The organism is Enterococcus sp. DIV0170, from assembly GCF_051710765.1.
In the GTDB taxonomy this organism is placed as follows: Bacteria; Bacillota; Bacilli; order Lactobacillales; family Enterococcaceae; genus Enterococcus_A; species Enterococcus_A raffinosus.
The window spans coordinates 792,303-816,107 of sequence record NZ_JBIOLG010000001.1; the positions used below are offsets into that span (position 1 = coordinate 792,303).

Consider the following 23,805-nt stretch of genomic DNA (forward strand, 5'->3'; position numbering starts at 1 on the left):
GCTCCTTATTTATATATTCTCGTACACGTACTATTCGAAGTAAGAAGTAGAAGGGAACTTGTTTATAACGCGTTGTCCAAATGTTCGCAAATCAGTGTTGCAGATTCTTCGATTGATTTATTGGTAACGTCTAGTGTGAAGGCGCCTAATTCATCATAAACTTTTAACGCATAATCCAATTCTTCTTTGATGCGATTAATATCTGAATAACGAGAATTTTCAGCTAAGCCTAAAGAGTTCAAGCGACTCATCCGAATTTTCTTCTGAACTTCTGGTTCAATGACAAGACCGATGATTTTCTCCTTTGGTACGGCCTTGATCTGTTCAGGTAGAGGAACTTCTGGAATCAATGGCAAATTGGCCACTTTAATCCGATTATTCGCTAAATACATGCTTAACGGTGTCTTAGAAGTACGAGAGATCCCTAAGAGAACAAGATCCGCTTCCAGGAAGCCCTTCGCGTCTTTTCCGTCGTCATATTTCACAGCAAATTCAATAGCAGCTACACGATCAAAATATTCCTGATTCAACTTATGAACGACACCGGCTTGTTGTAATGGAGCAACACCGGTTTTTTGGTGAACAATATCCATGAACTGACTCATTAAATTAATGTATTGCAAGCCTGTACGTTCAGCGAAATCTTCCACGATTTGAGTTAGATTATCACTGACCAACGTGGTAACGACAACCGCACTGTCCTTTAAGGCATCACCTAAGATACTTTTCAGTTCTTCTTCATCTTTAGTAAAAGGGAAACGATAAGATAAATCAAAATCCACTGTAGGGAATTGAGCTGCTGCGGCATTCACTAATTTTAGTGAGGTTTCACCGACTGAATCAGAGATCATGTATAATGGGACACTTTTTTTCATTTTTTTCGCTCCTATCGATTGGTTTCAGTTTGTTTTGCTTGCTGCATAATATAATTGAAAATCCGTGACTTCGTTATTTTTCCAATCACTTTTTTTGGATCATCTTCACTGACTACCGGCAATGAGTCCACTTGATAATCCAGTAAAACTGCACCGGCTTCTAAGATCGTATAGTCCTTTGTACACGTCTGCAGGTGAGGTGCTCGTGTCATCACAACTGCAACAGGTGTATTTTGCAGGTTGCTGTTTAGTGAAGCCCGCAGCAAATCCTTGCGAGATAATAAGCCGACTAGCTGCTGTTCTTTATCCGTTACATAAATCGAGCCTACATCATACATGAACATATTTGTGATCGCGTCATGAATGGAGGTATCCTGCGGTGTTAACAGAGGGGACAGCATGATTTCTTCGACTTTTACTGAAAAGATTTTGTCGAACAAGAATTGTTCGATCCCCACACCTGTGTAGGTGTAGCCGACTTTAGGGCTGGCTTCCAAAATACCTGCCATGGTTAAGAAGGACAGGTCCGTTCGTAAAGTAGCGTGTGAAATTCCTAAGTGTTCAGCGATTTTTTCACCACTTAGCGGTTGATCGCGTTTGACGATCTCAATGATTTTCTCTTGCCTTTGTGATAGATTCATAGGTCCTCCTAGTAATACATTCGTTTTTCTTTGAGAAAAAATGAATTTCTTTTTCTTTGGTGGGTTATTCAAGCTCATCTGAAAAGCAACGACTTGAATACACAACCTATTATACACGTAATAAGCATATAAACAACATGAATGGTCAAATAAACACATATTTAATAATTTGGAAAAATAAAGTGCAAATACTTTCTAAAAAAATCTTTTAGCAGTATAATTCTTTCTGTTGAGAAATACTAACCCGTTAGTCAAGGGGTCAAGACGCCGCGTTCTCAGCGCGGAGGCACGGGTTCAAATCCCGTACGGGTTATAATAGTAAGAGAGAGTTGAGCATTCAGTATGTAAGCTGAGAGCTCAGCTCTTTTTTTTTGATTTTTAATCCGTGGATAGTATCTAGCGCATATACAATAAGATCAAGTAAGGAAAGACTAGCTGCGTATCTTAAAATGAATGGTTTATCTATCATCTAATTGAAAGCTCCCCCGTGACTTCTATAGTCATGGGGTATTTCTATAAATAAGCGTTCCGTCCTTTGAATCATTTTTGTAAAGATATCTTTACTCGCAAATGAAAGGTAGGAACAGAGAATGATCGGATTGGTTATGCAAATAGTTTTTTTAGGATTCATGGTTTATTCAATAGTAGGTGTGGTAACAATGTTTCGAGCATTGGTTGGGTTTCATCGCTATGATGAAATAGAAAGAAGAAGATTTTTTGATGCTTTAGCATGGAGCATGCTGATTATTCTCCTCTTCAACGGTATACAGTTGGCGGCATCGTTTATGTTTCCTGCAGGTTGGTCGGGCTTTGTCAGTCCAGGAGGATTTAATACAGGTGGGTTGATTAGCAATCATCCACTCCACTTTGATAGTTTCCTATTTGATTGTGCGATCATCGGCATTTGCTGTAACAGGATCAGATAGTCTGAATCGCTATTTTTATTTCGGAAAAAAATCCTTATTTCAAAAAAATTTATACCACTAGTTTAAATAGATACGAATAGTGGAAGATTGTTATTTTCAATGGATTGTGAAAGAAATCTTTCATAGACTTTACGATTTAAAATGATATAAATTTGATTGAAAATTATAAATTAGAATAGAAAGAATAAACGCATCAGAGTATTGATTTTATTGATTTTGTACGTTCAGGACTAAAAAGCTTCTTTTCAGGATTTTTCTTCAAAATGGATTGAGTTTAGTAGTATAATGGGAATTAATTTGTGAAATAAGTGCTTAGGGTTGTCGCGCTGTTTTCATGAATAATTGAAAATTGTTGGATGGAGTGATGAAATGGAAAAGCATTTGAAAAAAGCAAAAACGTGGAATATGGTTTTGATAGTTTTGGGACTATTTTCACTTATTTCTAGTCTGATAGGATTACCGAAAACATTAAATCCTAAAATGAGTGATTATGAGCTGATGGGGTCGATGGCACAGCAAATGTTCGATTATGCAAATAGCCCATTAATAAAAGTGATTTCGATTCTTTCTTTGATTATCACTATTGCTTTACTTGTTCTTTATTTTATGGCGAATAAAAAGTTAGCGGATGAGATAATTCCTACAAAGGTTCCTTATTACGTTGATATTGGTTGGAGTCTGTTAAGTGCTGCAATTGGTTTCATTATGCAACCTAAAATGGAGATTGAGGGGATGGATCTGTCCTTCATGACAACGATCGTGGGATTAGTATTCCAATTCATTTTCTTAATCCCAGCGATTCTTGTAATCGTCCATTTATTTAAAGCAGAGCCAGAGGAGTAGTAGATGAAAAAGAAAAAAATGACGAAAAAGCAAAAGATCCGTTGGAGTATCCTTGCAGGTGTTCTCGCATTGGTGTTGTTTATCGGGGCATTTGTCTATTCTCAAATGAAGAGCAACAACGTGAAGGAAAATCAATTTCAAACAGTGACATTGAAAAAGTCTGATCCATTGACCTTTAACGGAATTGTGGAAGCGACCCATACGCAGGATTATTATTTTGACCAAACATTAGGAAAAGTTTCTGAAATCAATGTTCAAGATGGACAAGAAGTTACTGAGGGAACTGTGCTGTTAAGCTATACAAATACAGAATATCAAGCACAAGCAGATGAACAAAGTACCAATCTAGATAAATTAAATCTTGCGGTAGCTAACGCAAGAGAAACACTAGCAATCGCCCAAGATAAGCAAGCTAGAGAGCAGCAAAAACTGAATGAAGCGACCAATAACTATAACAATACGAACGAGAATAGTGAAGATGGCGCTGTGAAAAAAGAACAATACAAGCAAGAAATGACACAATATGAAAGCAGTCTGGACGCAGCGAGCGATGCTGTTGTGCAGGCACGACAGGCATTGGAAAGCGCCAATGTAGAACTAAGCGCGGCAAATCAAAGTGTGAACACGATCCGTGGCAAGATCAGTTCAACCGTTGCCAGCGCGACAAGTGGGATTGCCTATATCAATGAAAAAGGCAAAAATGATCCGTCTGTTCCTGTTGTGAAGGTTGTCAGCAATGAGGTGACAGTAGAAGCAAAGGCTTCAGAATATGATTATCCTCAGGTACATCAAGACGCGTCCGTGACGATCAAACCAATCACCACTAATCAGGAAATTGCTGGAACAATCACGCATGTAAATAAGTTGCCAGATCAAGCAGAAGCAGCTAGTCAAGCCGCAGCTGCAGGAACCGCAGCCAACAGTTCGGTCTCCAATTATAGCTTTATTGTGAAGCCGACTGAAGCATTGCAATATGGCTACAATGTTCAAGTCGTACTGCCGGTGAATGAGATTCGCATACCGAAGAAGGCAGTCATGGAAACGGGCGATACTCACTATGTCTTTGCTTATCGCAAAGGAAAAGTTCGTGAAGTCACTGTTCAAGTAGAAGACAAAGGCGAGTATTTTCTTTTGAAGGATGGTCTCAAAGATGGCGATCGCATCATTTCAAATCCTGATAAATCATTAAGAGATGGTCAGGAAGTGGCGGTGGATTAAATGATTGAGCTAAAAAATATCAACAAGTATTACCGCAATGATGAAGAATCGCTGCATGTGCTGAAAGACATCAATTTGAAAGCTGATGCAGGGGAGATGATCGCTGTGATGGGTCCTTCTGGTTCAGGGAAATCAACATTGATCAATCTATTAGGCTTCATTGATACGAAATTTGAAGGCGAGTATTTATTTGAAGATGAGAATCTAGTCACTACAACCGATGATCGTTTATCCAAAACACGCAACGAAATGGTTGGCTTTGTCTTTCAAAATTTCAGCCTGATCGAAAATTATACGGTCTATGAAAATGTTGAGCTGCCTCTGCTATATAATGGCTACGGCTTCCATCAGACGAAGGAAAAAGTGATGTCAGCACTAGAAAAAGTCGGGATCGCGGATAAAGCGGAGAAGCATCCACGTCAGCTTTCTGGTGGACAGCAGCAGCGGGTCGCCATTGCTCGAGCGTTAATCAATCAGCCAAAGTTTATCATTGCCGATGAACCAACTGGCGCGTTGGATACTCACACATCAAATGAAATCATGGAGCTGTTTAAGGAACTGAATCGACGAGATCACGCGACAATCTTTCTTGTAACCCATGATCCTGAGGTAGTTCCATACTGTACACGACTGGTAAAAATCAGAGATGGTGCGATTACTGAGGATAGGGCGGTGATCGAAGAATGAAGTTTTACGTGAATTGGCGCTCGTCTTTAGGTTCGATTTTTAAGAACAAGAAACGCAGTGCATTGACTATGTTTGGGATCGTGATCGGGATTGCGGCGGTAATTGCGATTTTGTCCATTGGTCGCGGGTTTGAACGAGATACAATTGAGAGTTTGACTGCCAGTGACTCGGAGAAATTAGAAGTAAATATCAATTTTGTGCCTAGCAACCAGGCTCTTTATTATTCTAATATTGACATGATCCAAGCGTCTGATTTCAGTATTTTGAAAAATGTTGACGGGGTGGAATCGGTCTCTTATCCGAAAAACGATTTGTCTTATATTTATAAAGACGTTAAAGTGAAGGATAAGACAAAAAACTATCGTGTAGGAGTCGTTTCAAAAAAAGGGAAGGCCGTACGCTATGGTCGGACCATTTCCATGTATGATAATCAGACGCAAAACAAAGTAGTCACCATTGATTCTGCCTTAGCAAAAGAGCTGTTCGGTTCTGCCAAAGGCGCTGTTGGTCGGGGCTTTGAATTGGATGGACAAGTTTTTACAATCATTGGGGTTTTTCCATCTGGAGCAGATGAAACCATGTTCTCAATGGGCTCGACTAAAATACAATTACCTCGTCAAACCTATATTCACTTTTTTGGCAACGAACAGGATAAGAGTGCTGTCGTACTTACGTTAGCCGATGGCAGCCAACTGAATAAGGTTGCGGATAAGGCAATTAAGAAGCTGGAATCCGCTGGAGCGATGCGTCAGCAAGGGGAATACCAGGTTTCGAATATGGCCATGATGACGGATGGAATCAGTGAGGTGCTAAACAGTATCACTTTGTTCATCAGTGCAGTAGCGGGGATCTCACTATTTATCGCAGGGGTCGGTGTCATGAATATGATGTATATCTCTGTGTCAGAACGAACAAAGGAAATTGGGATTCGTCGGGCACTAGGTGCAACTCGTGGAGCGATTCGCATGCAGTTCCTATTAGAAGGAATGACCTTGACTCTTGTTGGAGGACTCATTGGCTACATACTGGGAATGATCGTCGCTTATGCAATCGGCAATGTGATGGACATCTCAGTTACCGTTGATCTGTTTACTGTTTGTCTGGCCGTTGGTGTTTCCAGCGGAATTGGACTGATTTTCTCAGTCATGCCCGCTTCAGAAGCAGCTAAGAAAGATTTGATTGATATTCTACGGTAGATATGAGTATCGTAAGTTGAATAAGTCTTTAGTGTGAAATGAGCTATCTCAAATTTGAGATAGCTTTTTTAATGAAGAAGAAGCCTAGCAAATGCTAAACTTCTAATTTTTCCTTCAATGCTTCAGTTAGTGTAGCTGAGAAGTTGATTCCTGCTTCATTGCCTAAATCATTTAAATATTTTGGAATAGTTAATGTTTTTTTGATGGGCTTACTTTCAAATTTTTTACGGTAAAAGGATAAATCAACTTCAATTGGGATCAATAAATTTCCAGCTGCTACACTCAGACTTCGGTGATCAGTAGGCGAAGGAAAAGCTTGCTTTTCATCCTCAGTATCAATCAACCAACCTGCTAGTAAATCTTTAGCCATATAGAGGGCCTCATGCATATTTTCACCAAATGTAGCCGCATTGTTCAAATCTGGAAAAACAACATTGATCCCATCATCTGCAAATTCGAACACAGCATAATAAATGACCACATGAATCCATCCTTTCAAATTATTATAGGAGACAGAATTAAAAAATAGCTAACTACTTTAAGCCAGCTTGTTTAAGTATGTTGTTGAGTGTTCCAATAGGGATGTCTTTGTGACTGTGGAATGGGACAGGTACTTTGCCCTTTTTTATGGGATGTTTGTAGTAGCGATGACTTCCATGTTGAGAATCAAAATACCAACCGTCGTTTTTAAGAATCTTGGCTAGCTCCTTAGCATCCATATCTATCTCCTTTTACACATTTAATTTTAACACGTGCTTTAATACGTGTAAATGTAATGATCGTATATTTTAAACATTGTTTGCTAAAAACTTCATTTTATGTGGATGGAACATCAAACAAACGTGAGCGTTAAATATACTTCTATTAAAATTACGAAAAAAATTTAAAATTGAACGAAACAAGTAGGACTAAAATAAAAAACCATCGCACATAAGCGATGGTTTGTCATTGATTATTTACGTTTTTGCTTGCCGGCGTTTCGTCCGTTCGCATTGTTGTTCTTGTTTTTATTCTTTGGCTGATTGACTTGTTTTGGTTGGATCGGTTCAGCCTTTTTGATTGGTTTTGTGACCACTTGTTTTGGTGGGTTCTTTCGCAATTCTTCTTGAATCTGTGCTTTGATACGAGGGCGCATCAAGACATTTGTAATGAAGGTTTGAAGACAGCTGAAGATACCACCGACTACCCAGTAAAGTGCCACACCCGCAGGTGAGGTGAAGGACATGAAGACGATCATCAATGGAGAGGCGATCATCATACTGCGCATGGTTTTCTTTTGTTCTTCAGGAACACCAATCAATGAGATATACCCTTGTAATAAGTAAGCCACACCGACGACGACAACCAGGATAATACTTGGTTTTGCCAAGTCGATTCCTAAGAAACTGGATTTCTGAATCCCTTCAGAAAAACGAGCCGTGTAATACAATGCGGAGAAGATCGGCATTTGGATCAGTAATGGTAAACAGCCCATGCCGCCCATCATGCTGACATTGTTTTCTTTATAGACAGCCTGCATCTCTTGTTGTGCGGCCATTTGTTCTTCTTGGGTAGTTGCTTGTTTTACTTTTTCTTGTGCTGCATCAATTTGCGGCTTGATGGATTGCATTTTTTCTGATTGAATCAGAGATTTTTTCGATTGATTGATTCCCAATGGCATAATGATCAAGCGCACGATGATCGTTAAAACGATGATCGCTAAACCGTATGACCAGTTGAAATTGTTAACCATCCAGTTCAGAAAATTCTCTAATGGAACAACCAGCATTCGATAGACAAGACCTGATGTATCTGGCGTACCATCACTATTTGAGCGGACACAGCCCGATAATAGTAAAAGAACACCCAAAAGGCCGGAGCCTAAAAGCCAATTTTTAAATTTTGTCATTTATTTCTTCCTCTGCTAATAAAAATTTATACAGGAAATACTATACTAGATAACCCAGCCCTTTTCAATGAAATTCGGGAAAATCAGGGAACCTTGTCGTTTTTTTAATAGACCACGTTGAATTGGTCGTAGTCTTTAATGGTAGGGTCTTCATATTGCTCAACATGGGAAACTTTGGCAAACGGATTTTGCGGTTTTTTGATTTTTTCAAGAAATTCAGTCATTTGTTCCTTTGTACCAACAGCTTCAATGGTCACACTGCCATCTTCTTCATTTTTAACCGTACCAGTTAATCCAATCTCAACTGCTAATTGATACGTGGTATATCGAAAGCCGACGCCTTGAACACGTCCAGTAACATTTAAATGCATCTTCATAAGAAACCCTCCTAATTATTTTTTTCTTCCTCTCCATGATAACGACTTTTGCTGGTTGAGACAAGAATTCGCGTGTTATAATGACAGACGGAGCGATTTTGTACAGAAAAGAAGACATAAAATAAGTGAGGCCAGCATTTTGAAGGAGATTCAATCGAGTAAAAATACATTAATCAAAGAAACCAAAAAATTACAGCAGAAAAAATACCGCCAGCAAACGCAAAGCTATTTATTGGAGGGCTTCCATCTGATCCAAGAGGCTAAAGCGGCGAAGGTCGCCTTTAAAGAAGTCTTTATCAGCCAACGTGGACTGAATGAATGGTCCGAATGGATCGAGGAAAATCTGACGGATTATTATGTTGTTTCTGACGAGGTGCTGAAAACACTAGCCAGTCAGCCGACACCACAAGGAATAATCGCGGTGGCGGAGATGCCTAAGGATGAAGAAAATGACTTTTCTGGTGCTTGGTTATTGCTGGATAATGTGCAGGACCCTGGCAATGTTGGGACAATGATCCGCACAGCGGACGCTGCTGGCTTTACTGGGGTTGTCTTAGGTCAGGGAAGCGCGGACTTATATAATCCGAAGACACTGCGCAGTACTCAAGGCAGTTTGTACCATCTATCCGTAAAAAGCGGAGAGCTAACAGAAATAATCCCACAATTTCAAAAGGTTGGGCATCCTGTATTAGGAACGGCGCTAGATAAAGATGCAAAGGATTATTTAACAGCAGAGAAAATGTCTGATTTTGCGCTGGTGATGGGAAATGAAGGTCAAGGAGTTTCACCAGAAGTATTAGCGATGACCGATCAGAATCTCTATATTACAATTAAGGGACAAGCGGAGTCTTTAAACGTTGCGATAGCAGCAGGAATCTTAATGTTCCAATTACTTAAGTAAAAGTTCACAATTTGATAACTGTTATTAAGGAACTGTTAAACTTTATTCACAAACTCATGGAAGCCTATTCAAGTTTTCCTCACCGTGCTATAATGAGCCACAGAGACAAACGAAAAGGGGCTTTATATCCATGACAGAAAACTGGCGTGACGATGAAGAATACGTTTCTTATATTGAAGATTTATTAGCTACCGAGGAAGTACAAAGATTAGCAAATTATACTCAACATATGAATTCAACACGGTTGGAGCACTCAATCAGTGTTTCTTATAATAGCTACAAATTAGCAAAACAATTCAATGGCGATGCAAGAGCAACCGCTCGTGCAGGGTTATTGCATGATTTGTTTTACTATGATTGGCGGACAACGAAGTTTGATGAAGGCTCACATGCTTACATGCATCCACGGATCGCTGTAAAGAATGCAGAGAAGATTACTGAATTGTCTGAGCTTGAACGTGATATTATTATTAAGCATATGTGGGGCGCTACAATTACTCCTCCTAAATATAAGGAAAGCTACATCGTAACTATGGTCGACAAGTATTGCGCCATTAAAGAAGCCGCCGTGCCTTTAGTAGATAGATTCAATTCCTACAAAGCACGCCTAAAGAAAGAATGGAATTAATAAATCAATGCTAGGCACCAAACAAAAAAATGTTTGGTGCCTTTGTTTTTGCCAGTTTTTCTCCTTGCAAAGCAGGTTAGAAAAATGGTATGCGTACGAAAATAGGATCATTTTACACGTATTTGGTAAAATGATTTCCATCACCGGGGTTAGCCGTCAGTCACGCTTTTCGCAGTTTATTAATGTGAGAATGCTTTAACTGCTGATATGAGTATCTTAGCTGGTTCGGTTTAGCGTGGTGATATGCGTACGAAAATGATTTCCTCCCCGAGTTAGCTGTCAGTCACATTTTTAAGGTTATTCTTTTATGAAAGCCTTTTAAGTAAAACAGTTTACCTAAGTGAAAAATTGAACGTTCTTAACTAAAGAAAGTGAGGTATGGAATTATCAAACCAAATTTAGCAAAGCAATTATTTTTTGCCATCATGGGAACCTTTATTGCTGCAGTTGGGGTTCGCTTGATTGTTGTCAGTGGATTAGGTGCCGATGCGATCAGTACGTTAGTTTTAGGAATTTTGCAGCATGTATCTTTGCAATTCGGTACAGTGAGTATGCTCTTTAACGGAATTATTCTTGTTATCATCTTTTTCTATGATCGGAAAATGATTGGGATTGGCAGTCTGATCAACAGCTTTGGCCTGGGATTTTGCCTGAATATCCTGGACTGGATGGGAATTTTGCACACGATTCCCGATGGGACGGGGTATGTATCAATTATTGTAGGGTCAATTGTTTTTGGTATCGGAACCGGAGTTTATTTATTGGCTGATGCAGGCTCGGCTGCTTATGAATCGTTGATGATTTTGTTGAAGCGTGTAATGAATAGTTCGGTAAAAGTCGCACGAATCGTATTAGATGCCCTCTTCTTTTTGACAGGCTTTTTACTAGGAGGGCACATCGGGTTCGGTACATTGATTGTCTTATTGTTAATGGGGCCGTCACTGGAAATGACCTTGAATCATTTGCCAAAAATAAAATTCTTCCGAGTCCAGGAAGCAAAATAGATGCCTCATCTGAGAATCCGAACAGATAGATAATTTTCCCTAGTAAGTGTTGGGGTTATTTGCTACAATAATAAAGGTTCATTTTATCGTAGAAAAAGGACGATCCATCGAATGTTCCTATCGAAGCATTCGAGCATATAAAATAAGAATAGGAGTGCTTATTAATGATTTCAGCAAGTGATTTACGTGCAGGTATGACTTTCATTCAAGACGGAAAATTGATCAAAGTATTGGAAGCCAGCCACCACAAACCAGGTAAAGGAAATACGGTTATGCGAATGAAATTACGCGATGTGCGTACAGGTTCAACGTATGATACCACTTTCCGTCCTGAAGAAAAATTTGAAAAAGCGATGATGGAAACAAAAGCTGTTCAATACTTATACAGCCAAGATGATGTCGCAATCTTTATGGATCTTGAAACGTATGAACAATATGAAATTCCAGTTTCAACGATCGAATCAGAAATGAAATACATCCTTGAAAACATGGAAGTAAAAATCCAATTTTACGGAGACGAAGTGATCGGATTAACGCCACCGACAACCGTTGTCTTGAAAGTTGTAGAAACACAACCATCAATCAAAGGTGCGACTGTTACTGGTTCAGGAAAACCAGCAACAATGGAAACTGGCTTAGTCGTAAACGTTCCAGACTTTATTGAAGAAGGCGAAATGCTAGAAATCAATACAGCAGAAGGAACTTACCAAAAACGCGCGAATAAATAATAGTAGAAATACCATGAACGCAGCCTGTGTTCATGGTATTTTTTATTTAGTAGAAAAAACTGTATGATACATTTTCACTTTATTTCGAATGATAGTTCAATGCATGATCAATGCAAATCTTTAGCGCTTCTTTAGGCAAAGGCGCATTGAGCTCAAGAAGAATTGCCCGATTTTTTGAGAAGCACAAGGTGTCAGCGAATAATGAACGCCATGTTTCAACCAAAGTGGTTTGACAATGTACGAAGAACCCAATCTGAGTATCAGAATATTTATCAATTCGAATGGGTGTTCCTTTTGGAGAGGCAAAAGAAAGCTGTCCCCACTTAATGCCTTCATTTATTTCTACATTCGCCTCTCTAGCAACTTCATGAATCAATTCCTGCAGCTCAACGAGTTTCTCTTTTTCCAATGTAGAGTAATTCGAATATAAAGTATGGATATCTGTTTTTTGCATCCTGTTCTCCAATCGTATGAGTAATCGTAACAAAAATCGGCCGTCTTTCATAATGAAAATAGACTACAAACGAAACACACAATAACCAGCAGCTAAAAGAAATACTATCCCGATAATAAAGCTAAACCATAATCCCAATAGGATGAAGGGGGAAGTGTTCTCATTACCATTTTTCTTTAGACTTGAAAACGAGCGCTTCGTCATTACCAACTGCCAAATACTAAGCAATAAAAAAATAACACCAAACAAATAATTCATCTGCGATCTCCTTTTTATACTAGTTTACTCCTATGCCTATTTTCCTACAAGTAAAAGTCAAAGAACACGGTTCTGAATAACTAAAACATTAAACATAAGACGATTTATAGAGGACAAAAAAACTGCTGAAACCTTTAGGGATTTTCAGCAGTTTTTTGTTGTTGAAGATGGTTTTAACCAAAAATCAATCAGCGATCAGGACTGTTTCGAAGTTAAACTCACTAGGTATGTGATTAGCGATCGAGAATTCGAAGATACGACCATCATCTAGATAAGCCACCTGTTCGACACTCATCAAAAAATCATTGTCAGTTAGGTTTAAATAACTTTTTTCAAGGATCGAAGGTCGAATCCCAGCGATGTGAACGTGAGCACTTTTGACCTTCAACTTTAATGTGTCGGAAATATATTTATAAATCGACGTCTCTAATTCCTTCATAGTTAAGCCTGTAATCACATTTGTAGGCATCCAAGTATATTCAATAATCGACGGAACGCCTTCGATTTTTCGCATACGAATGATTTTATAAACAAGTGTTTCTTCACTGATACTGAGTTTTTCGGCTAACGTTTTATCTGGAATCTCTGTCGAAAAACCAATAATTACGGATTCTACTTTGCCGTCATAAACAGAAAAGCTGCCTGTTAATGGAGAAAACTTCGTTACATTTCCATTTTGGAAATATTTAACAAAACTTCCTGATCCTCTGCGTCGCACGACATAGCCTTCACGCACGAGGACATTGAGTGCTTTTGTGATTGTTAATTCACTTACCTGATATTTTTGAGCTAAAAGCCGGCCTTGCGGCAATTTTTCGTTGACCTTATAGACACCAGATTCGATATCTTGCTTAATTTGCTGATAAATCTCGGTATATTTTTTGACTGTTGTAGACATTCTTCTTCTCCTTGTAAACGTTCTGCAAGATTAGTATAACACGAATTTGAAATATTTAAACTATATAGATATAAATATAGTTTAATCGTTTATATATCGCTGATTTGATTTTTTTATCAAAAAAACTATTGACATACTATTGTCAAAACTATATAGTTTTGTTCGAAGAATGCGCTTTCTGAAATTGGTAGGTAGTTGGAGGTGGAGAGACCGGATAACAGGGATGACGATTAAGGACTTATTTTTTAATTTAAAGAATGACTGGAAAGGAAGAGAGTTATGGAAGGTATGGAGGAAATTTCGTTTAGGATTATTGCGGCTGTTGGGGAAGCAAAATCATTGATTATGTCAGCAATTGGATTAGCGAATGAAGGGAAATTTGATGAAGCAAAGGAACAATTGACTACCGCAAAGGAAAAGTTTGTTAGTGCCCATAATGCTCATTTCGAAATGATTCAAAAAGAAGCCGGTGGCGAGAAGGTGGAATTGGGGCTGCTGTTGGTACATGCAGAGGATCAATTGATGACTACGAGCTTGCTGCATGATATGGCAGGAAAAATGGTTGAGATGTATCAAAAAATGTACGAGCTTCACGATGTAAAGGGGGCGTAATGAATGAAGAAGGAAAATAAGGTGTTACAGGGAATCAACAACTTTGCGAGAAAAATGGCCTCAATGATTTATTTTCGAGCATTGCGTGACGGATTTGTTTCTACTGTGCCGTTTTTAGTACTGGCAGGGATCATGATTCTGATCAATAACATCATTATTGCACCGGATACTGGCTGGATCGCCGGTTTTGTTTCGGCAGATACTTTGACAACGTGGCAAGAATTAGGGAATAAGATTATTAATGGGACATTGAATTGCTACTCCCTCATGATTGGTGCATTGATTGCCAACAGCCTAGCGAAGAATCGTGGCGAGGACAATCCAATTTTCAGTTCATTAGTGACGATTGCCGTAATCATGATTTTCTTGCCGCTATCTAATTCAGTGGTACCAAACGGGGCAGAGAAGGCAGTCGAAATCAGCGGGGTCGCACCATTTTCATATTTAGGAACAGCGGGGATTTTTGTAGCGATATTCGCTGCGATCTTATCCACTGAGCTTTTTGTCAGAATTTCACAGAGTGACAAGTTGAAATTAAAATTCAGCGGAAACGGAATTCCGCCAGCTGTATCGCAAAGTTTTGAAGCAATGGCGTCAATCATGATTACATTATTGATCTTTGCTTTACTTTCATTTGGTATTCACCAATTGACGAACATGGAAATTCATGAACTTATCAACAAAATTATTCAAGCGCCATTGATTCATTTGACGACTAGTTTGCCAGGCTTCATTATCCTGTGTTTCTTCACTAACTTGCTCTTTGCATTGGGGATCCATCCAAGTGGAATCGTAAACCCTATCTTGGAACCCCCTTTGTTAGTAGCGATGAACCAAAATACGGCGGCATTTGCGAATCATCAGGAAATTCCGAATATTATTGTTCTTCCGTTTCGTGATCTATATGGACATATCGGAGGAACTGGATCGACCATCGCATTAATTATCGCGATCTTCATTTTTAGTCGGAAGAAAGTGAACCGCCAATTTGCTGGAATGACAGGACCATTAGGGCTCTTTAACATCAATGAACCGGTAATCTATGGATTTCCTGTCGTGTTTAATCCACTGATTATGATTCCATTCATTTTAGGCCCATTGATTTCATTCACGATTGCTTACTTCGCGACTTGGGCAGGACTTGTTTCCAAGATTGTCGTCTATGTGCCGTGGTCGATGCCGCCAGTGATCAATGCTTGGGTGGCGAGCGGCGGAGACTTTAGAAATGTCATCCTGCAGGTGTTGTTGATCGTAATGATGGTGATGATCTATTTCCCATTCTTACGAGCGTATGAAAACAGCATGGGTGTTGAAGTAGAAGAACCTGTGACAGAGACTCCAAGTGTCAGAAGTGAGTCAAACGCAGAGCAGCAAACGGCAACAGCAACCTCCGCTGCATCAGCAGAAGCATCAGATGAATTTTCAGACTTCACCGATTTTATGTAACGAATCAGTAGAGTTATGTAAGGGTGTTTAACAGAGAATCACGCAATAGTAAGAGAAGAATATAAAGTGAGTTATCTATTTTTTGGGAGGAACGGATATGGAGCATTTGCAATTAAGAGCCTTCCCCAGCGATTTTTTGTGGGGATCTGCCTCAGCGGCGTATCAGATTGAAGGTGCGTGGAATGAGGATGGAAAAGGAAAATCCGTTTGGGATGAGTTTGTAACGATACCAGGTAAAACGTATAAAGGAACGAATGGAGCCGTTGCGGTAGACCATTATCATCGCTGGAAAGAAGATATCCAATTGATGAAGGAGCAAGGCTTGAAGGCGTATAGATTTTCAGTAGCCTGGACACGTATTCTTCCCCAAGGCCGGGGCGAAGTAAATAAAAAAGGCCTGCAGTTTTACATTGATCTGGTAGAAGAACTGCTTGCGAATGGGATTGAGCCCGTTTTGACCCTTTATCATTGGGATCTGCCGTTAGCATTGCAGGAAGAATATGGCGGTTGGGAAAAAAGAAAGATCATTGATGATTTTGTCAACTACGCAGAGATTCTCTTTCGCACCTTTAGAGACAAGGTAAATTATTGGGTCTCATTGAACGAACAAAATGTTTTCACTCATCAAGGCTGGCAGATTGCAACACACCCGCCAGGTAAAAAAGATCCGCAGCTTTTCTATAACGTCAATCACATCGCCAATCTAGCAAATGCGAAAGTGATCCAAAAGTTCAAGGAAATGGCGATGCCCGGCAAGATTGGACCGTCCTTTGCTTATACGCCACAGTATGCCATCGATAGTGATCCGAAGAATATTTTAGCCGCTGAGAATGCTGAAGAGCTATTGGCAAATTTTTGGATGGATGTGTACGCATATGGCGAGTATCCAAGTGTGGTACTACGGTACTTAAAGGAGCAAGGGATTACCATTGATATCCGACCGGGAGAGATGGAGCTGCTGCGTTCTGCGAAGCCAGACTTTTTAGGATTGAACTATTATCAATCAGCGACAAATGCCTGGAACCCATTAGATGGGATCGCCAATGGGGATCACTATCAGATGAACACCACGGGGAAAAAGGGAACTGCTGTTGAAAGTGGTGTTCCAGGGGTTCAAAAGACCGTTAATAATCCCTTTGTTGAAACGACGAATTGGGATTGGACGATTGATCCAATAGGCCTAAGAATTGCCCTTCGGAGAATGAATAGCCGATATCGGCTGCCTATTTTGATTACAGAAAACGGCTTAGGGGAATACGATAAATTAGAAGATGGCGAGATCCATGATTCTTATCGGATCGACTATTTAAGACAGCATGTACAGGCGATTCAAGAAGCGATCTCCGATGGCGTCGAAGTAATCGGGTACCACACATGGAGTTACACAGACTTGTTGAGTTGGTTAAATGGGTACCAAAAACGATATGGCTTCGTCTATGTGGATCAGGATGAATCAATGGAAGGAAGCCTTCAGAGAATCCCGAAAGATTCTTATTATTGGTACAAACAGGTGATTCAAAGCAACGGAAAAATACTTTAAGGAGGAACGATCATGGTAAATATTTTATTATGCTGTAACGAGGGAATGTCCACTTCATTTTTGGTCAAGAAGATGCAGGAAGTCGCGGATACGAATGGATTAAAAGTAAAAATTTGGGCTGTTTCTGAACCCAAGGTAGATACCGAAAGTAAAGAGGCGGATATTGTCCTATTAGGTCCGCAAATCGCGTTTATGCGAGACACAATCGCGGAGCGTTTAGGAACGAGAATTCCTGTTCAAGCAATCAATGCCGAGGACTTTGGCCGACTAAATGCGAACAAAATTTTAAAAGAAGCCTTGATGCTGATCCGAGAAAATCGTGAGAAGCAAGGCGAATAGAAAAAACAATCAGGATGGATTTGGAAGGAAGAAGATCATGACAGTTACTATGGGTTTCATTGGATTTGGAAAGAGTGCCAATCGGTATCATTTGCCGTATATCACTATTAGAGAGAACCTGCGGGTGAAGAAGATTTTTGATCTAAACATTAACGAAGCATTGGCTGCGCCGTATCGGGAAAAGGGTGTTGAATTTACTACAGAGATTGACGAGTTGTTGACGGACTCAGAGATCGAATTAATAACAATCTGTACTCCTGCGCACACGCATTATGAATTGGCGAAGAAGGTTATTCAAGCTGGGAAATCTGTCATTGTCGAGAAACCTTTTTGTGATACCTTGGAGCATGCCAAAGAACTTTTTGAACTTGGCAAAGAGCAAGGCGTATTAGTTATGCCTTATCAAAATCGCCGGTTCGATGGGGATTACTTAGCAGTGAAGCAAGTAGTCGAACAAGGCTTTTTAGGTCAGTTGAATGAAGTAGAGACGCATATTGATTATTACAGACCAGGAAGTATTACTGAGCCTGGGGTAAAAGAAAACGGTTCTTTTTACGGATTAGGTATTCATCTGATGGATCGTATGATCGCACTCTTTGGCCGTCCAGATAAGGTAGCCTATGATATTCGGAACAATGAAGTAGAATCAGGGGTTGATAATTACTTTGATGTCGATCTGCATTACGGACATATATTTAAAGTAAAAGTAAAAACCAATCATGTCGTAGCCAGCAGTTATCCGCGATTTATTCTTCATGGAGAAAACGGCTCCTTTGTAAAATATGGAGAAGACCAGCAGGAGAATGATTTAAAAGCTGGAATAATGCCGGGATCACCAGGATTTGGCGAAGATTCTGTCATGTACTACGGGATCGCACGTTATAAAAATGCCAATGGCGATTGGATCGAAAAACAAATAAAAACACCAGTCGGCGATTACGGACGCTATTATGACGCTGTTTACGAAACGTTAAAAAATGGTGCGGAGCCATTAGTATCACAAGAAGAAGCATTAACGAATATCCAGATCTTGGAAGCAGGGTTCCATCAATCCAGCCCAAGTGTTTACACAATGGAGGCGTTAGTATGAAACGAATTCTAGCCTGTACCGCTTCAGATTATGGAAAAGACGCGACACCCTTGGAATTAAAGGAAGCCATTAAAGCCTCGGAAGGAAGAGTCATCTTAACAGACATTGCGGCAGAAACGACGCCCTTATATCCTGAAGTGACAAATGGGGAGATGGCGGCTGCCTTTGGCGCAGATTTATTATTACTGAAGGCAATCGATGTTCAAAAAATGACCATCAGTGGTATCGGCGAGATTGACCATTTATCCCAGTTGAGAGAACTAACAGGGACAGGAATCGGACTAAACTTAGAAATCGCAGATGGCATTCCGACCTTCAAACAAGTAAACAAAGAGTCGATTCAAGAAGCACTCTTGAAAGGCCCAGACTTTCTTTCCTTAACGGCTTACGTGAAGCCAGAGGCGACGCCTGAGCGGATCATCTCTGATATTCGACTAACAAGAGAGCATTATCAAGGACTGTTGATGCTTAATCCGGTATACAGTCATGGAATGGATATGTCATTAGATGATCTATTAAGCTATGTAGCGGCTGGCGTGGATTTGCTTGTACTGCCATGTCCTGGAGCAGTTGCCGGAGTTACTGAAGAAAAACTTTCAGAAATCATTTCGGCAGTAAGAGCAAAGGGAGCATTAGTTTCTTGTACAGTTGGAACCTCACAAGAAGGTACGGATAAGGAAACCATCCAGCAAATGGCGCTTGCGGCCAAGCGAGCGGGCGCAGATGTCTTTGAGTTAGGTGATGCCGGAGTCTCCGGGATGGCTGTACCTACCACAATTTTCGAAGCTTCTGTAGCTATTCGCGGCAGACGTCATACGTTTGTTCGCATGGCGCGTTCAGCCAATCGATAAGACCTAGAATACAAAAAAACTGCTGAAACTTTAACTAAGTTTCAGCAGTTTTTTGTACGGAGAAGGAGGGATTTGAACCCTCGCGCCGGTTTCCCGACCTACACCCTTAGCAGGGGCGCCTCTTCAGCCACTTGAGCACTTCCCCAAAAGAAGGAGGATAAGGGATTCGAACCCTTGCACGGTGTTACCCGCCTGACGGTTTTCAAGACCGTTCCCTTCAGCCGGACTTGGGTAATCCTCCATTAGGATCAACGGTTCCGACGGGATTTGAACCCGCGATCTCCTGCGTGACAGGCAGGCATGTTAACCCCTACACCACGGAACCTCTATGACACAAGAAATAGTATAGCGAAAGACCGTTCTCTTCGCAACCAACGAAAGCTGAATAAAATAACGAGGATGTTGTGTATTTTTGTTTAAAAACTTAATGAAAACAAGCAGATAATAAAAATTAAACAACGTTTTAGAGCAAGTATTATCAAGAACCTTATAAAGAAATCAAGAAAAACGTTCTTTTATTTATTATATTTAAAGAAATTATTTTTTTGGGTAAAAACTAAAAATATTTTTATAAAAACTATTTATTCCGGGCGATAATGTTTTTTATTAGTATTTATTCTAAAATTTTATTCATTTTAATTATGACATATGCTATTTTAATAGTAGGGAATAATTTTTATAAAACAGCTATCAGGATTTACTGAGGATTAGTTAAAAATATCATGATTCAGGGTTGTATTAGCTTAAAGGCATAGGAAGGGTTACTGCTTTAGCTAATAAAAATAATGGGAGGGTTTATTATGAAAAAGATTGTAAAAATGTTGGTTATAGGGGTAGCGCTTACGAGTTTAGCAGCGTGTTCTGCTAGCGAGAGTGGCACAAACGCAAAAAACGCTGCCAACAAAGAATCATCCACAGAACAAAAGTCAGAATCATCATCCACTACCGCTTCATCTGAAATAACATTCGCAGAGGAGTCTGTCAGTCCTGAAGGAGCGAATTCAAACTCCAGTATATTTGATTATATGATCAGAGCTGCCCAAACACAGCTTCCTATGATGAAGGAGCAGTTTAGTGGTGTGTATTCGAATATAGAAATTCTTGCTGGAGAAGATCATACGATCGTCTATAAATTTACATTCGCAGAGGATGACGGATTAATCATGGATGCGGCAGCATTAAAACCAGTGATGGTAGAACAAATGAAGCCCATCATGGATTCTGTAAATGGAATGATTCCTGATGCCAAAATCCAAGTTATCTATCTAAGACCTGATCTAACAGAATTAGGGAATATTATGATTACCCAAGAAGACACAAATGCGATTCCTAGCGAGGAAGATCCTATATAAAAAATCGAAGGCTTGGAGAGTATACGAATGAAAAAATTATTTATTTTAACATTGCTGCTTGGTGTACTAGCAGCTTGCGGCTCTGGTGGAACAAATGAAACGGATAGTTCAGAAAAACAGACAGAGGTATCTTCTTCAGTAGAAACTTCCTCTTCGGAAAAGAAGCTTGTCTTAAAGGATGTCGATTTTCAAATTGAAGGAACAAATTATAAAGTAAAAATTATAGATAATTGGGAAGTTCTTCAAGACGAAGAGTTTTCCTTTAGTGCGAGTAATGAAGAGACTTCAGATGGCTTGATGATCTATGGATTAAAGAAGACCGATGTCGATGGCTTTGATACATTTAAAAATAAGATACGAGAACAAATTACTTCAACAGAAGATTTTCAAATAAATGAAGAGACCGTCAATGAAGAACCGTACCAAACGACGCATTATAAAGGTGTGCTATACGACTTAACTGGAAACTCTGAAGGGATGAATGGAAAAGTTCGTTTCTATATAGTAGAGACCGAGACAGATTATGTAGTTATTAACATGATTGGTCTACCTTCATTCTTTGAGAGGAACAGCGAAGTTGTTGATGAGATGCTGAATTCCTTTGTCGCTATATAAAAAATATATGAAGCTTGAACAGTGAATGTTTGGGCTTGCCTGAAAAGGGGATGTGAACAAAACAAGCATAAGGCTTGTAGCTAAATAGATTTTCTCAGAGAAAGAAATGTAAGATAATTAGTTTAAGAGATCGAAAAGCAGCACATATTCGTAAGTATAACGAATTTGTGCTGCTTTTTAAGTAATTAATCAAATAATTGATAGATTACGAATTCGGTGTATGAGCAAGAAATTTTAAAAGAGCATTTTCAACTGTTTGGAAGTCGTTTAGAAGAATCATACGATTCAGTATCAATATTTGAGCATTTGGAAAAAGTTTTGAATAGTCAGTAAGAGCTATAGACGTTAAAACAAAATCAATCTTTTCGGGATTTGAGATCGAATCAATAGGAATAATTATTAAGTTGAAAAAGCTCTCAAAATATGACTGGATTCTATTGATTTGGTTAATTTGTAAATATTTAGGTAAAGTTGAATCAAAAGTTAATAAGATTTCCTTTTCAAAGCAAGTCTGTTTGTCAATAACTAAAACGAGTTCAGCATAATGAATAATCAGAAATTTCATTTCTAAAAATAATGCTTCTTTAGAGTTCTGTAGTTTTCGAATAAAAGTCTCTAATCGCTTTTTCAAATTTGGATAATAAATAGAAAGAATATCATCGTAAAACAGTCCATTCTCATCCATATCAAACTTAGTAAACATTCGTGCGAGAGTGTGGGTCCGGAAAATAAAAAGTTCAAGCTCCAATTTTTTATCAGAGGGGATGATAAAAAAATCCTCTTCAAAATATTTGAAAAAAGTTTGTGTAGATCTATAGGTAACACTCTCATATTTAGATTCATAAAAATATTGTTGTCTCAATGGTTTTAACCAATCTAAGCCTAAAAAAAACTTAAAGGAAAAGTGCGCTTCTTCTTTATTTGAAAAATTAGTTTTAGTTAAAAGTGAGAAATATGAGGTGAAGTATGTCTCATGAAAACTTTGTTCTAACCGCTGATTTTCCATAGAAATAAAGTGTTTATTTCTTAAACGAATACGCAAAATAGCGATATAATACATTACTCGCCGTTCTTCTATAGGGACTAACTGTTTGATGATGTTTTTTTCAATTAAGGTTTTAACAGATCCATGAATAGATTGTTCAGAAACTGTAGGAAAAGGCCAAACGACACCACGATAAATCCGCCAAAAGAAAATAAATAAAAAAAAACGAATTTGATTTTCGGACCCAGCGATTTCAAAACTACTTTTAGTAATAGTTAAATCGTAATTTCTCAAAATTTCTCGAATCTTGTTTAAATATCGACGAACAGTCGCTTCGCTAAGAAAATGCCTCTGAGAATATCTAGCAACACTAATAAAGGTTTCAAAAAAAATAGATGAGAAAAGTTGTACTAATGGGCTTTGTCTTATTATATAAGCACTGAGCTCTTTCAAATCTCCGTTTTCAGGAGTGCTGAAACTAACACCCTTTTTCTTTGATAAGGTATAAGTTAAATTTGGATGATTGAATTTATAAATACGGTCTTCTAATCTCTTTAGAATCGTTCGGATTTTAGTTTGTGTAATGTTAAATTCACGTGATAATTCACTAACTGTAACAAATCGAGGACATTGATCTAAATAGTTTACGATCCGTATTTCTAACTGTTCATCAGCAGAAATAAAACCAAAATGTACGTTTCCTGTTCTCATGAGCCCTCTCCAAATGATTACAAAATCAAAGTTTTTTTATTAAAAAACTACTGTTAAAAATATTTTAAATAAAACAGTTCATAATGTAAAACAATCAGAATTACCATCAAAAACATAAATTATAAATATCAATTTGTGATTATGATGATGAATATTTTTGGATAATATTAAATAGGAAAGTGAGTGTTTCAAATAAGTTTTTTATACGTACATTCATCAATGAATAAACAAAGTATAAATTAAGCTACTTTCAAAAAAATTTTCGTTAAAGGAGAGCAGATACAAAAAGAAGAGTATTTCTTACGACCAAAAAACACGAATTGATAGATTTTTTATATCGTAAAATAATGTACCAGGATTTAAATGAATTCAAAACTTGTACATCACAATAATCTTAGCGTTCTTCAGAATCTATGTTTAGTAGTTAAGAAGGTGTATATATGTTTTGGACGTCCTTTTTTGTTAGTAGAATTGTGAGTGAATAAAGAAATTCAAAATCAATTTATAAAAAAGGAAAAACAACAATAGCGCTATCAGACATGGAACATTTAAGTGCCAGTATTTTTTGTTCATTGGGAGAGCCATATCTTTTTCCAACAACTCTAGATATAAAGAAGAATTTTTTTACTGTGGTTAGTAATCGATATACAAAGAGAGACTAGATGTGTTAACCCATTTAAGATGCTGAACTACCTTACTTAGGAGAGAGAAAATGATGGAATTACGGATTATTCTGTGTATA

At 38.6% G+C, this 23,805-nt stretch carries 27 protein-coding genes and 4 tRNA genes; 18 read left to right on the forward strand and 13 right to left on the reverse strand.

Going from position 1 to position 23,805, the window contains the following annotated elements; all coding sequences use genetic code 11:
- Positions 1-62: 62 nt before the first annotated feature.
- Positions 63-875, reverse strand: a complete 813-nt coding sequence (locus IGI50_RS03840) for a pyruvate, water dikinase regulatory protein (RefSeq protein WP_010746652.1) — start codon at positions 873-875, stop codon at positions 63-65.
- Between the two features lie 11 nt (positions 876-886).
- A complete protein-coding gene (locus IGI50_RS03845) occupies positions 887-1,516 on the reverse strand; it encodes a CBS domain-containing protein (RefSeq protein ID WP_010746651.1) in 630 nt (209 codons plus the stop codon).
- 241 nt (positions 1,517-1,757) lie between these two features.
- On the opposite strand from IGI50_RS03845, the gene IGI50_RS03850 reads away from it, so the two are divergent.
- From IGI50_RS03850 to IGI50_RS03875, 6 genes are all read left to right on the forward strand, one after another.
- Positions 1,758-1,829: transfer RNA gene (locus tag IGI50_RS03850), tRNA-Glu, on the forward strand.
- Between the two features lie 277 nt (positions 1,830-2,106).
- Entirely contained in the window at positions 2,107-2,442 is a 336-nt protein-coding gene (locus IGI50_RS03855; RefSeq protein WP_438776202.1) for a hypothetical protein, read from the forward strand.
- Positions 2,443-2,811: 369 nt separating this feature from the next.
- Complete coding sequence (locus tag IGI50_RS03860) at positions 2,812-3,285, forward strand: hypothetical protein (protein WP_438776203.1); 474 nt, start codon at positions 2,812-2,814, stop codon at positions 3,283-3,285.
- Between the two features lie 3 nt (positions 3,286-3,288).
- Positions 3,289-4,503, forward strand: a complete 1,215-nt coding sequence (locus IGI50_RS03865) for an efflux RND transporter periplasmic adaptor subunit (RefSeq protein WP_438776204.1) — start codon at positions 3,289-3,291, stop codon at positions 4,501-4,503.
- Positions 4,504-5,190: an ABC transporter ATP-binding protein gene (locus tag IGI50_RS03870; protein WP_010746647.1), complete on the forward strand. Its 687-nt coding sequence runs from the start codon at positions 4,504-4,506 to the stop codon at positions 5,188-5,190.
- Positions 5,187-6,386, forward strand: a complete 1,200-nt coding sequence (locus IGI50_RS03875) for an ABC transporter permease (protein ID WP_438776205.1) — start codon at positions 5,187-5,189, stop codon at positions 6,384-6,386. Before IGI50_RS03870 ends, IGI50_RS03875 begins: the two co-directional genes overlap by 4 nt.
- Positions 6,387-6,480: 94 nt before the next feature.
- On the opposite strand, the gene IGI50_RS03880 is transcribed toward IGI50_RS03875, so the two are convergent.
- From IGI50_RS03880 to IGI50_RS03895, 4 genes are all read right to left on the reverse strand, one after another.
- Positions 6,481-6,867, reverse strand: a complete 387-nt coding sequence (locus IGI50_RS03880; protein WP_438776206.1) for a type II toxin-antitoxin system HicB family antitoxin — start codon at positions 6,865-6,867, stop codon at positions 6,481-6,483.
- A 52-nt stretch (positions 6,868-6,919) separates the two neighbouring features.
- A complete protein-coding gene (locus tag IGI50_RS03885) occupies positions 6,920-7,105 on the reverse strand; it encodes a type II toxin-antitoxin system HicA family toxin (protein ID WP_438776207.1) in 186 nt (61 codons plus the stop codon).
- A gap of 233 nt (positions 7,106-7,338) precedes the next feature.
- The gene (gene yidC / locus IGI50_RS03890) at positions 7,339-8,274 is read right to left on the reverse strand and encodes a membrane protein insertase YidC (RefSeq protein ID WP_218256819.1); all 936 of its coding nucleotides are present in this window, start codon (positions 8,272-8,274) and stop codon (positions 7,339-7,341) included.
- A 104-nt stretch (positions 8,275-8,378) separates the two neighbouring features.
- Positions 8,379-8,651: an acylphosphatase gene (locus IGI50_RS03895; RefSeq protein ID WP_010746642.1), complete on the reverse strand. Its 273-nt coding sequence runs from the start codon at positions 8,649-8,651 to the stop codon at positions 8,379-8,381.
- Positions 8,652-8,790: 139 nt separating this feature from the next.
- Here IGI50_RS03895 and IGI50_RS03900 point away from each other — a divergent pair, with 139 nt between their 5' ends.
- The 4 genes from IGI50_RS03900 (at position 8,791) to efp (ending at position 11,912) form a co-directional block, all read left to right on the forward strand.
- Positions 8,791-9,552 carry a TrmH family RNA methyltransferase gene (locus IGI50_RS03900; RefSeq protein WP_438776208.1) on the forward strand — a complete coding sequence of 254 codons (762 nt, stop codon included), beginning with the start codon at positions 8,791-8,793 and terminating at the stop codon, positions 9,550-9,552.
- A 130-nt stretch (positions 9,553-9,682) separates the two neighbouring features.
- On the forward strand, positions 9,683-10,180 hold the full coding sequence (locus IGI50_RS03905) for an HD domain-containing protein (protein WP_010746640.1): 498 nt from the start codon (positions 9,683-9,685) through the stop codon (positions 10,178-10,180).
- Between the two features lie 371 nt (positions 10,181-10,551).
- Positions 10,552-11,184, forward strand: a complete 633-nt coding sequence (locus IGI50_RS03910) for a YczE/YyaS/YitT family protein (RefSeq protein ID WP_438776209.1) — start codon at positions 10,552-10,554, stop codon at positions 11,182-11,184.
- Positions 11,185-11,348: 164 nt separating this feature from the next.
- Complete coding sequence (gene efp / locus IGI50_RS03915) at positions 11,349-11,912, forward strand: elongation factor P (RefSeq protein ID WP_010746638.1); 564 nt, start codon at positions 11,349-11,351, stop codon at positions 11,910-11,912.
- 79 nt (positions 11,913-11,991) lie between these two features.
- Here efp and IGI50_RS03920 read toward each other — a convergent pair whose 3' ends face one another.
- The 3 genes from IGI50_RS03920 to IGI50_RS03930 all read right to left on the reverse strand — a co-directional run bounded on the left by IGI50_RS03920 (position 11,992) and on the right by IGI50_RS03930 (position 13,522).
- Positions 11,992-12,366: a DUF1801 domain-containing protein gene (locus tag IGI50_RS03920; protein ID WP_438776210.1), complete on the reverse strand. Its 375-nt coding sequence runs from the start codon at positions 12,364-12,366 to the stop codon at positions 11,992-11,994.
- A 63-nt stretch (positions 12,367-12,429) separates the two neighbouring features.
- Positions 12,430-12,624: a hypothetical protein gene (locus IGI50_RS03925; RefSeq protein WP_438776211.1), complete on the reverse strand. Its 195-nt coding sequence runs from the start codon at positions 12,622-12,624 to the stop codon at positions 12,430-12,432.
- 184 nt (positions 12,625-12,808) lie between these two features.
- On the reverse strand, positions 12,809-13,522 hold the full coding sequence (locus IGI50_RS03930; protein WP_438776212.1) for a GntR family transcriptional regulator: 714 nt from the start codon (positions 13,520-13,522) through the stop codon (positions 12,809-12,811).
- 279 nt (positions 13,523-13,801) lie between these two features.
- Here IGI50_RS03930 and IGI50_RS03935 point away from each other — a divergent pair, with 279 nt between their 5' ends.
- From IGI50_RS03935 to IGI50_RS03960, 6 genes are all read left to right on the forward strand, one after another.
- Entirely contained in the window at positions 13,802-14,134 is a 333-nt protein-coding gene (locus IGI50_RS03935; RefSeq protein WP_438776213.1) for a PTS lactose/cellobiose transporter subunit IIA, read from the forward strand.
- A gap of 3 nt (positions 14,135-14,137) precedes the next feature.
- Complete coding sequence (locus tag IGI50_RS03940; RefSeq protein ID WP_438776214.1) at positions 14,138-15,580, forward strand: PTS sugar transporter subunit IIC; 1,443 nt, start codon at positions 14,138-14,140, stop codon at positions 15,578-15,580.
- A 97-nt stretch (positions 15,581-15,677) separates the two neighbouring features.
- A complete protein-coding gene (locus IGI50_RS03945) occupies positions 15,678-17,120 on the forward strand; it encodes a glycoside hydrolase family 1 protein (protein WP_438776215.1) in 1,443 nt (480 codons plus the stop codon).
- 12 nt (positions 17,121-17,132) lie between these two features.
- Complete coding sequence (locus tag IGI50_RS03950) at positions 17,133-17,459, forward strand: PTS sugar transporter subunit IIB (protein ID WP_010746631.1); 327 nt, start codon at positions 17,133-17,135, stop codon at positions 17,457-17,459.
- Between the two features lie 37 nt (positions 17,460-17,496).
- Positions 17,497-18,549, forward strand: coding sequence for an oxidoreductase (locus IGI50_RS03955; protein ID WP_438776216.1), 1,053 nt, complete (start codon positions 17,497-17,499; stop codon positions 18,547-18,549).
- Complete coding sequence (locus tag IGI50_RS03960; RefSeq protein ID WP_438776217.1) at positions 18,546-19,400, forward strand: DUF7916 family protein; 855 nt, start codon at positions 18,546-18,548, stop codon at positions 19,398-19,400. Before IGI50_RS03955 ends, IGI50_RS03960 begins: the two co-directional genes overlap by 4 nt.
- 57 nt (positions 19,401-19,457) lie before the next feature.
- Here the strand turns inward: IGI50_RS03960 and IGI50_RS03965 are convergent.
- The 3 genes from IGI50_RS03965 to IGI50_RS03975 all read right to left on the reverse strand — a co-directional run bounded on the left by IGI50_RS03965 (position 19,458) and on the right by IGI50_RS03975 (position 19,725).
- Positions 19,458-19,545 (reverse strand) — tRNA-Ser (locus IGI50_RS03965).
- A gap of 6 nt (positions 19,546-19,551) precedes the next feature.
- Positions 19,552-19,641: transfer RNA gene (locus IGI50_RS03970), tRNA-Ser, on the reverse strand.
- A gap of 11 nt (positions 19,642-19,652) precedes the next feature.
- A tRNA-Asp gene (locus tag IGI50_RS03975) sits at positions 19,653-19,725 on the reverse strand.
- Positions 19,726-20,200: 475 nt separating this feature from the next.
- Between IGI50_RS03975 and IGI50_RS03980 the strand changes: the two genes are divergently transcribed.
- Both IGI50_RS03980 and IGI50_RS03985 read left to right on the forward strand, forming a co-directional pair.
- The gene (locus IGI50_RS03980; RefSeq protein WP_438776218.1) at positions 20,201-20,752 is read left to right on the forward strand and encodes a hypothetical protein; all 552 of its coding nucleotides are present in this window, start codon (positions 20,201-20,203) and stop codon (positions 20,750-20,752) included.
- A gap of 27 nt (positions 20,753-20,779) precedes the next feature.
- Entirely contained in the window at positions 20,780-21,367 is a 588-nt protein-coding gene (locus tag IGI50_RS03985) for a hypothetical protein (RefSeq protein ID WP_438776219.1), read from the forward strand.
- Positions 21,368-21,572: 205 nt separating this feature from the next.
- Here the strand turns inward: IGI50_RS03985 and IGI50_RS03990 are convergent, their stop codons facing one another.
- Entirely contained in the window at positions 21,573-23,063 is a 1,491-nt protein-coding gene (locus IGI50_RS03990) for a helix-turn-helix domain-containing protein (protein ID WP_438776220.1), read from the reverse strand.
- Between the last annotated feature and the right edge of the window lie 742 nt (positions 23,064-23,805).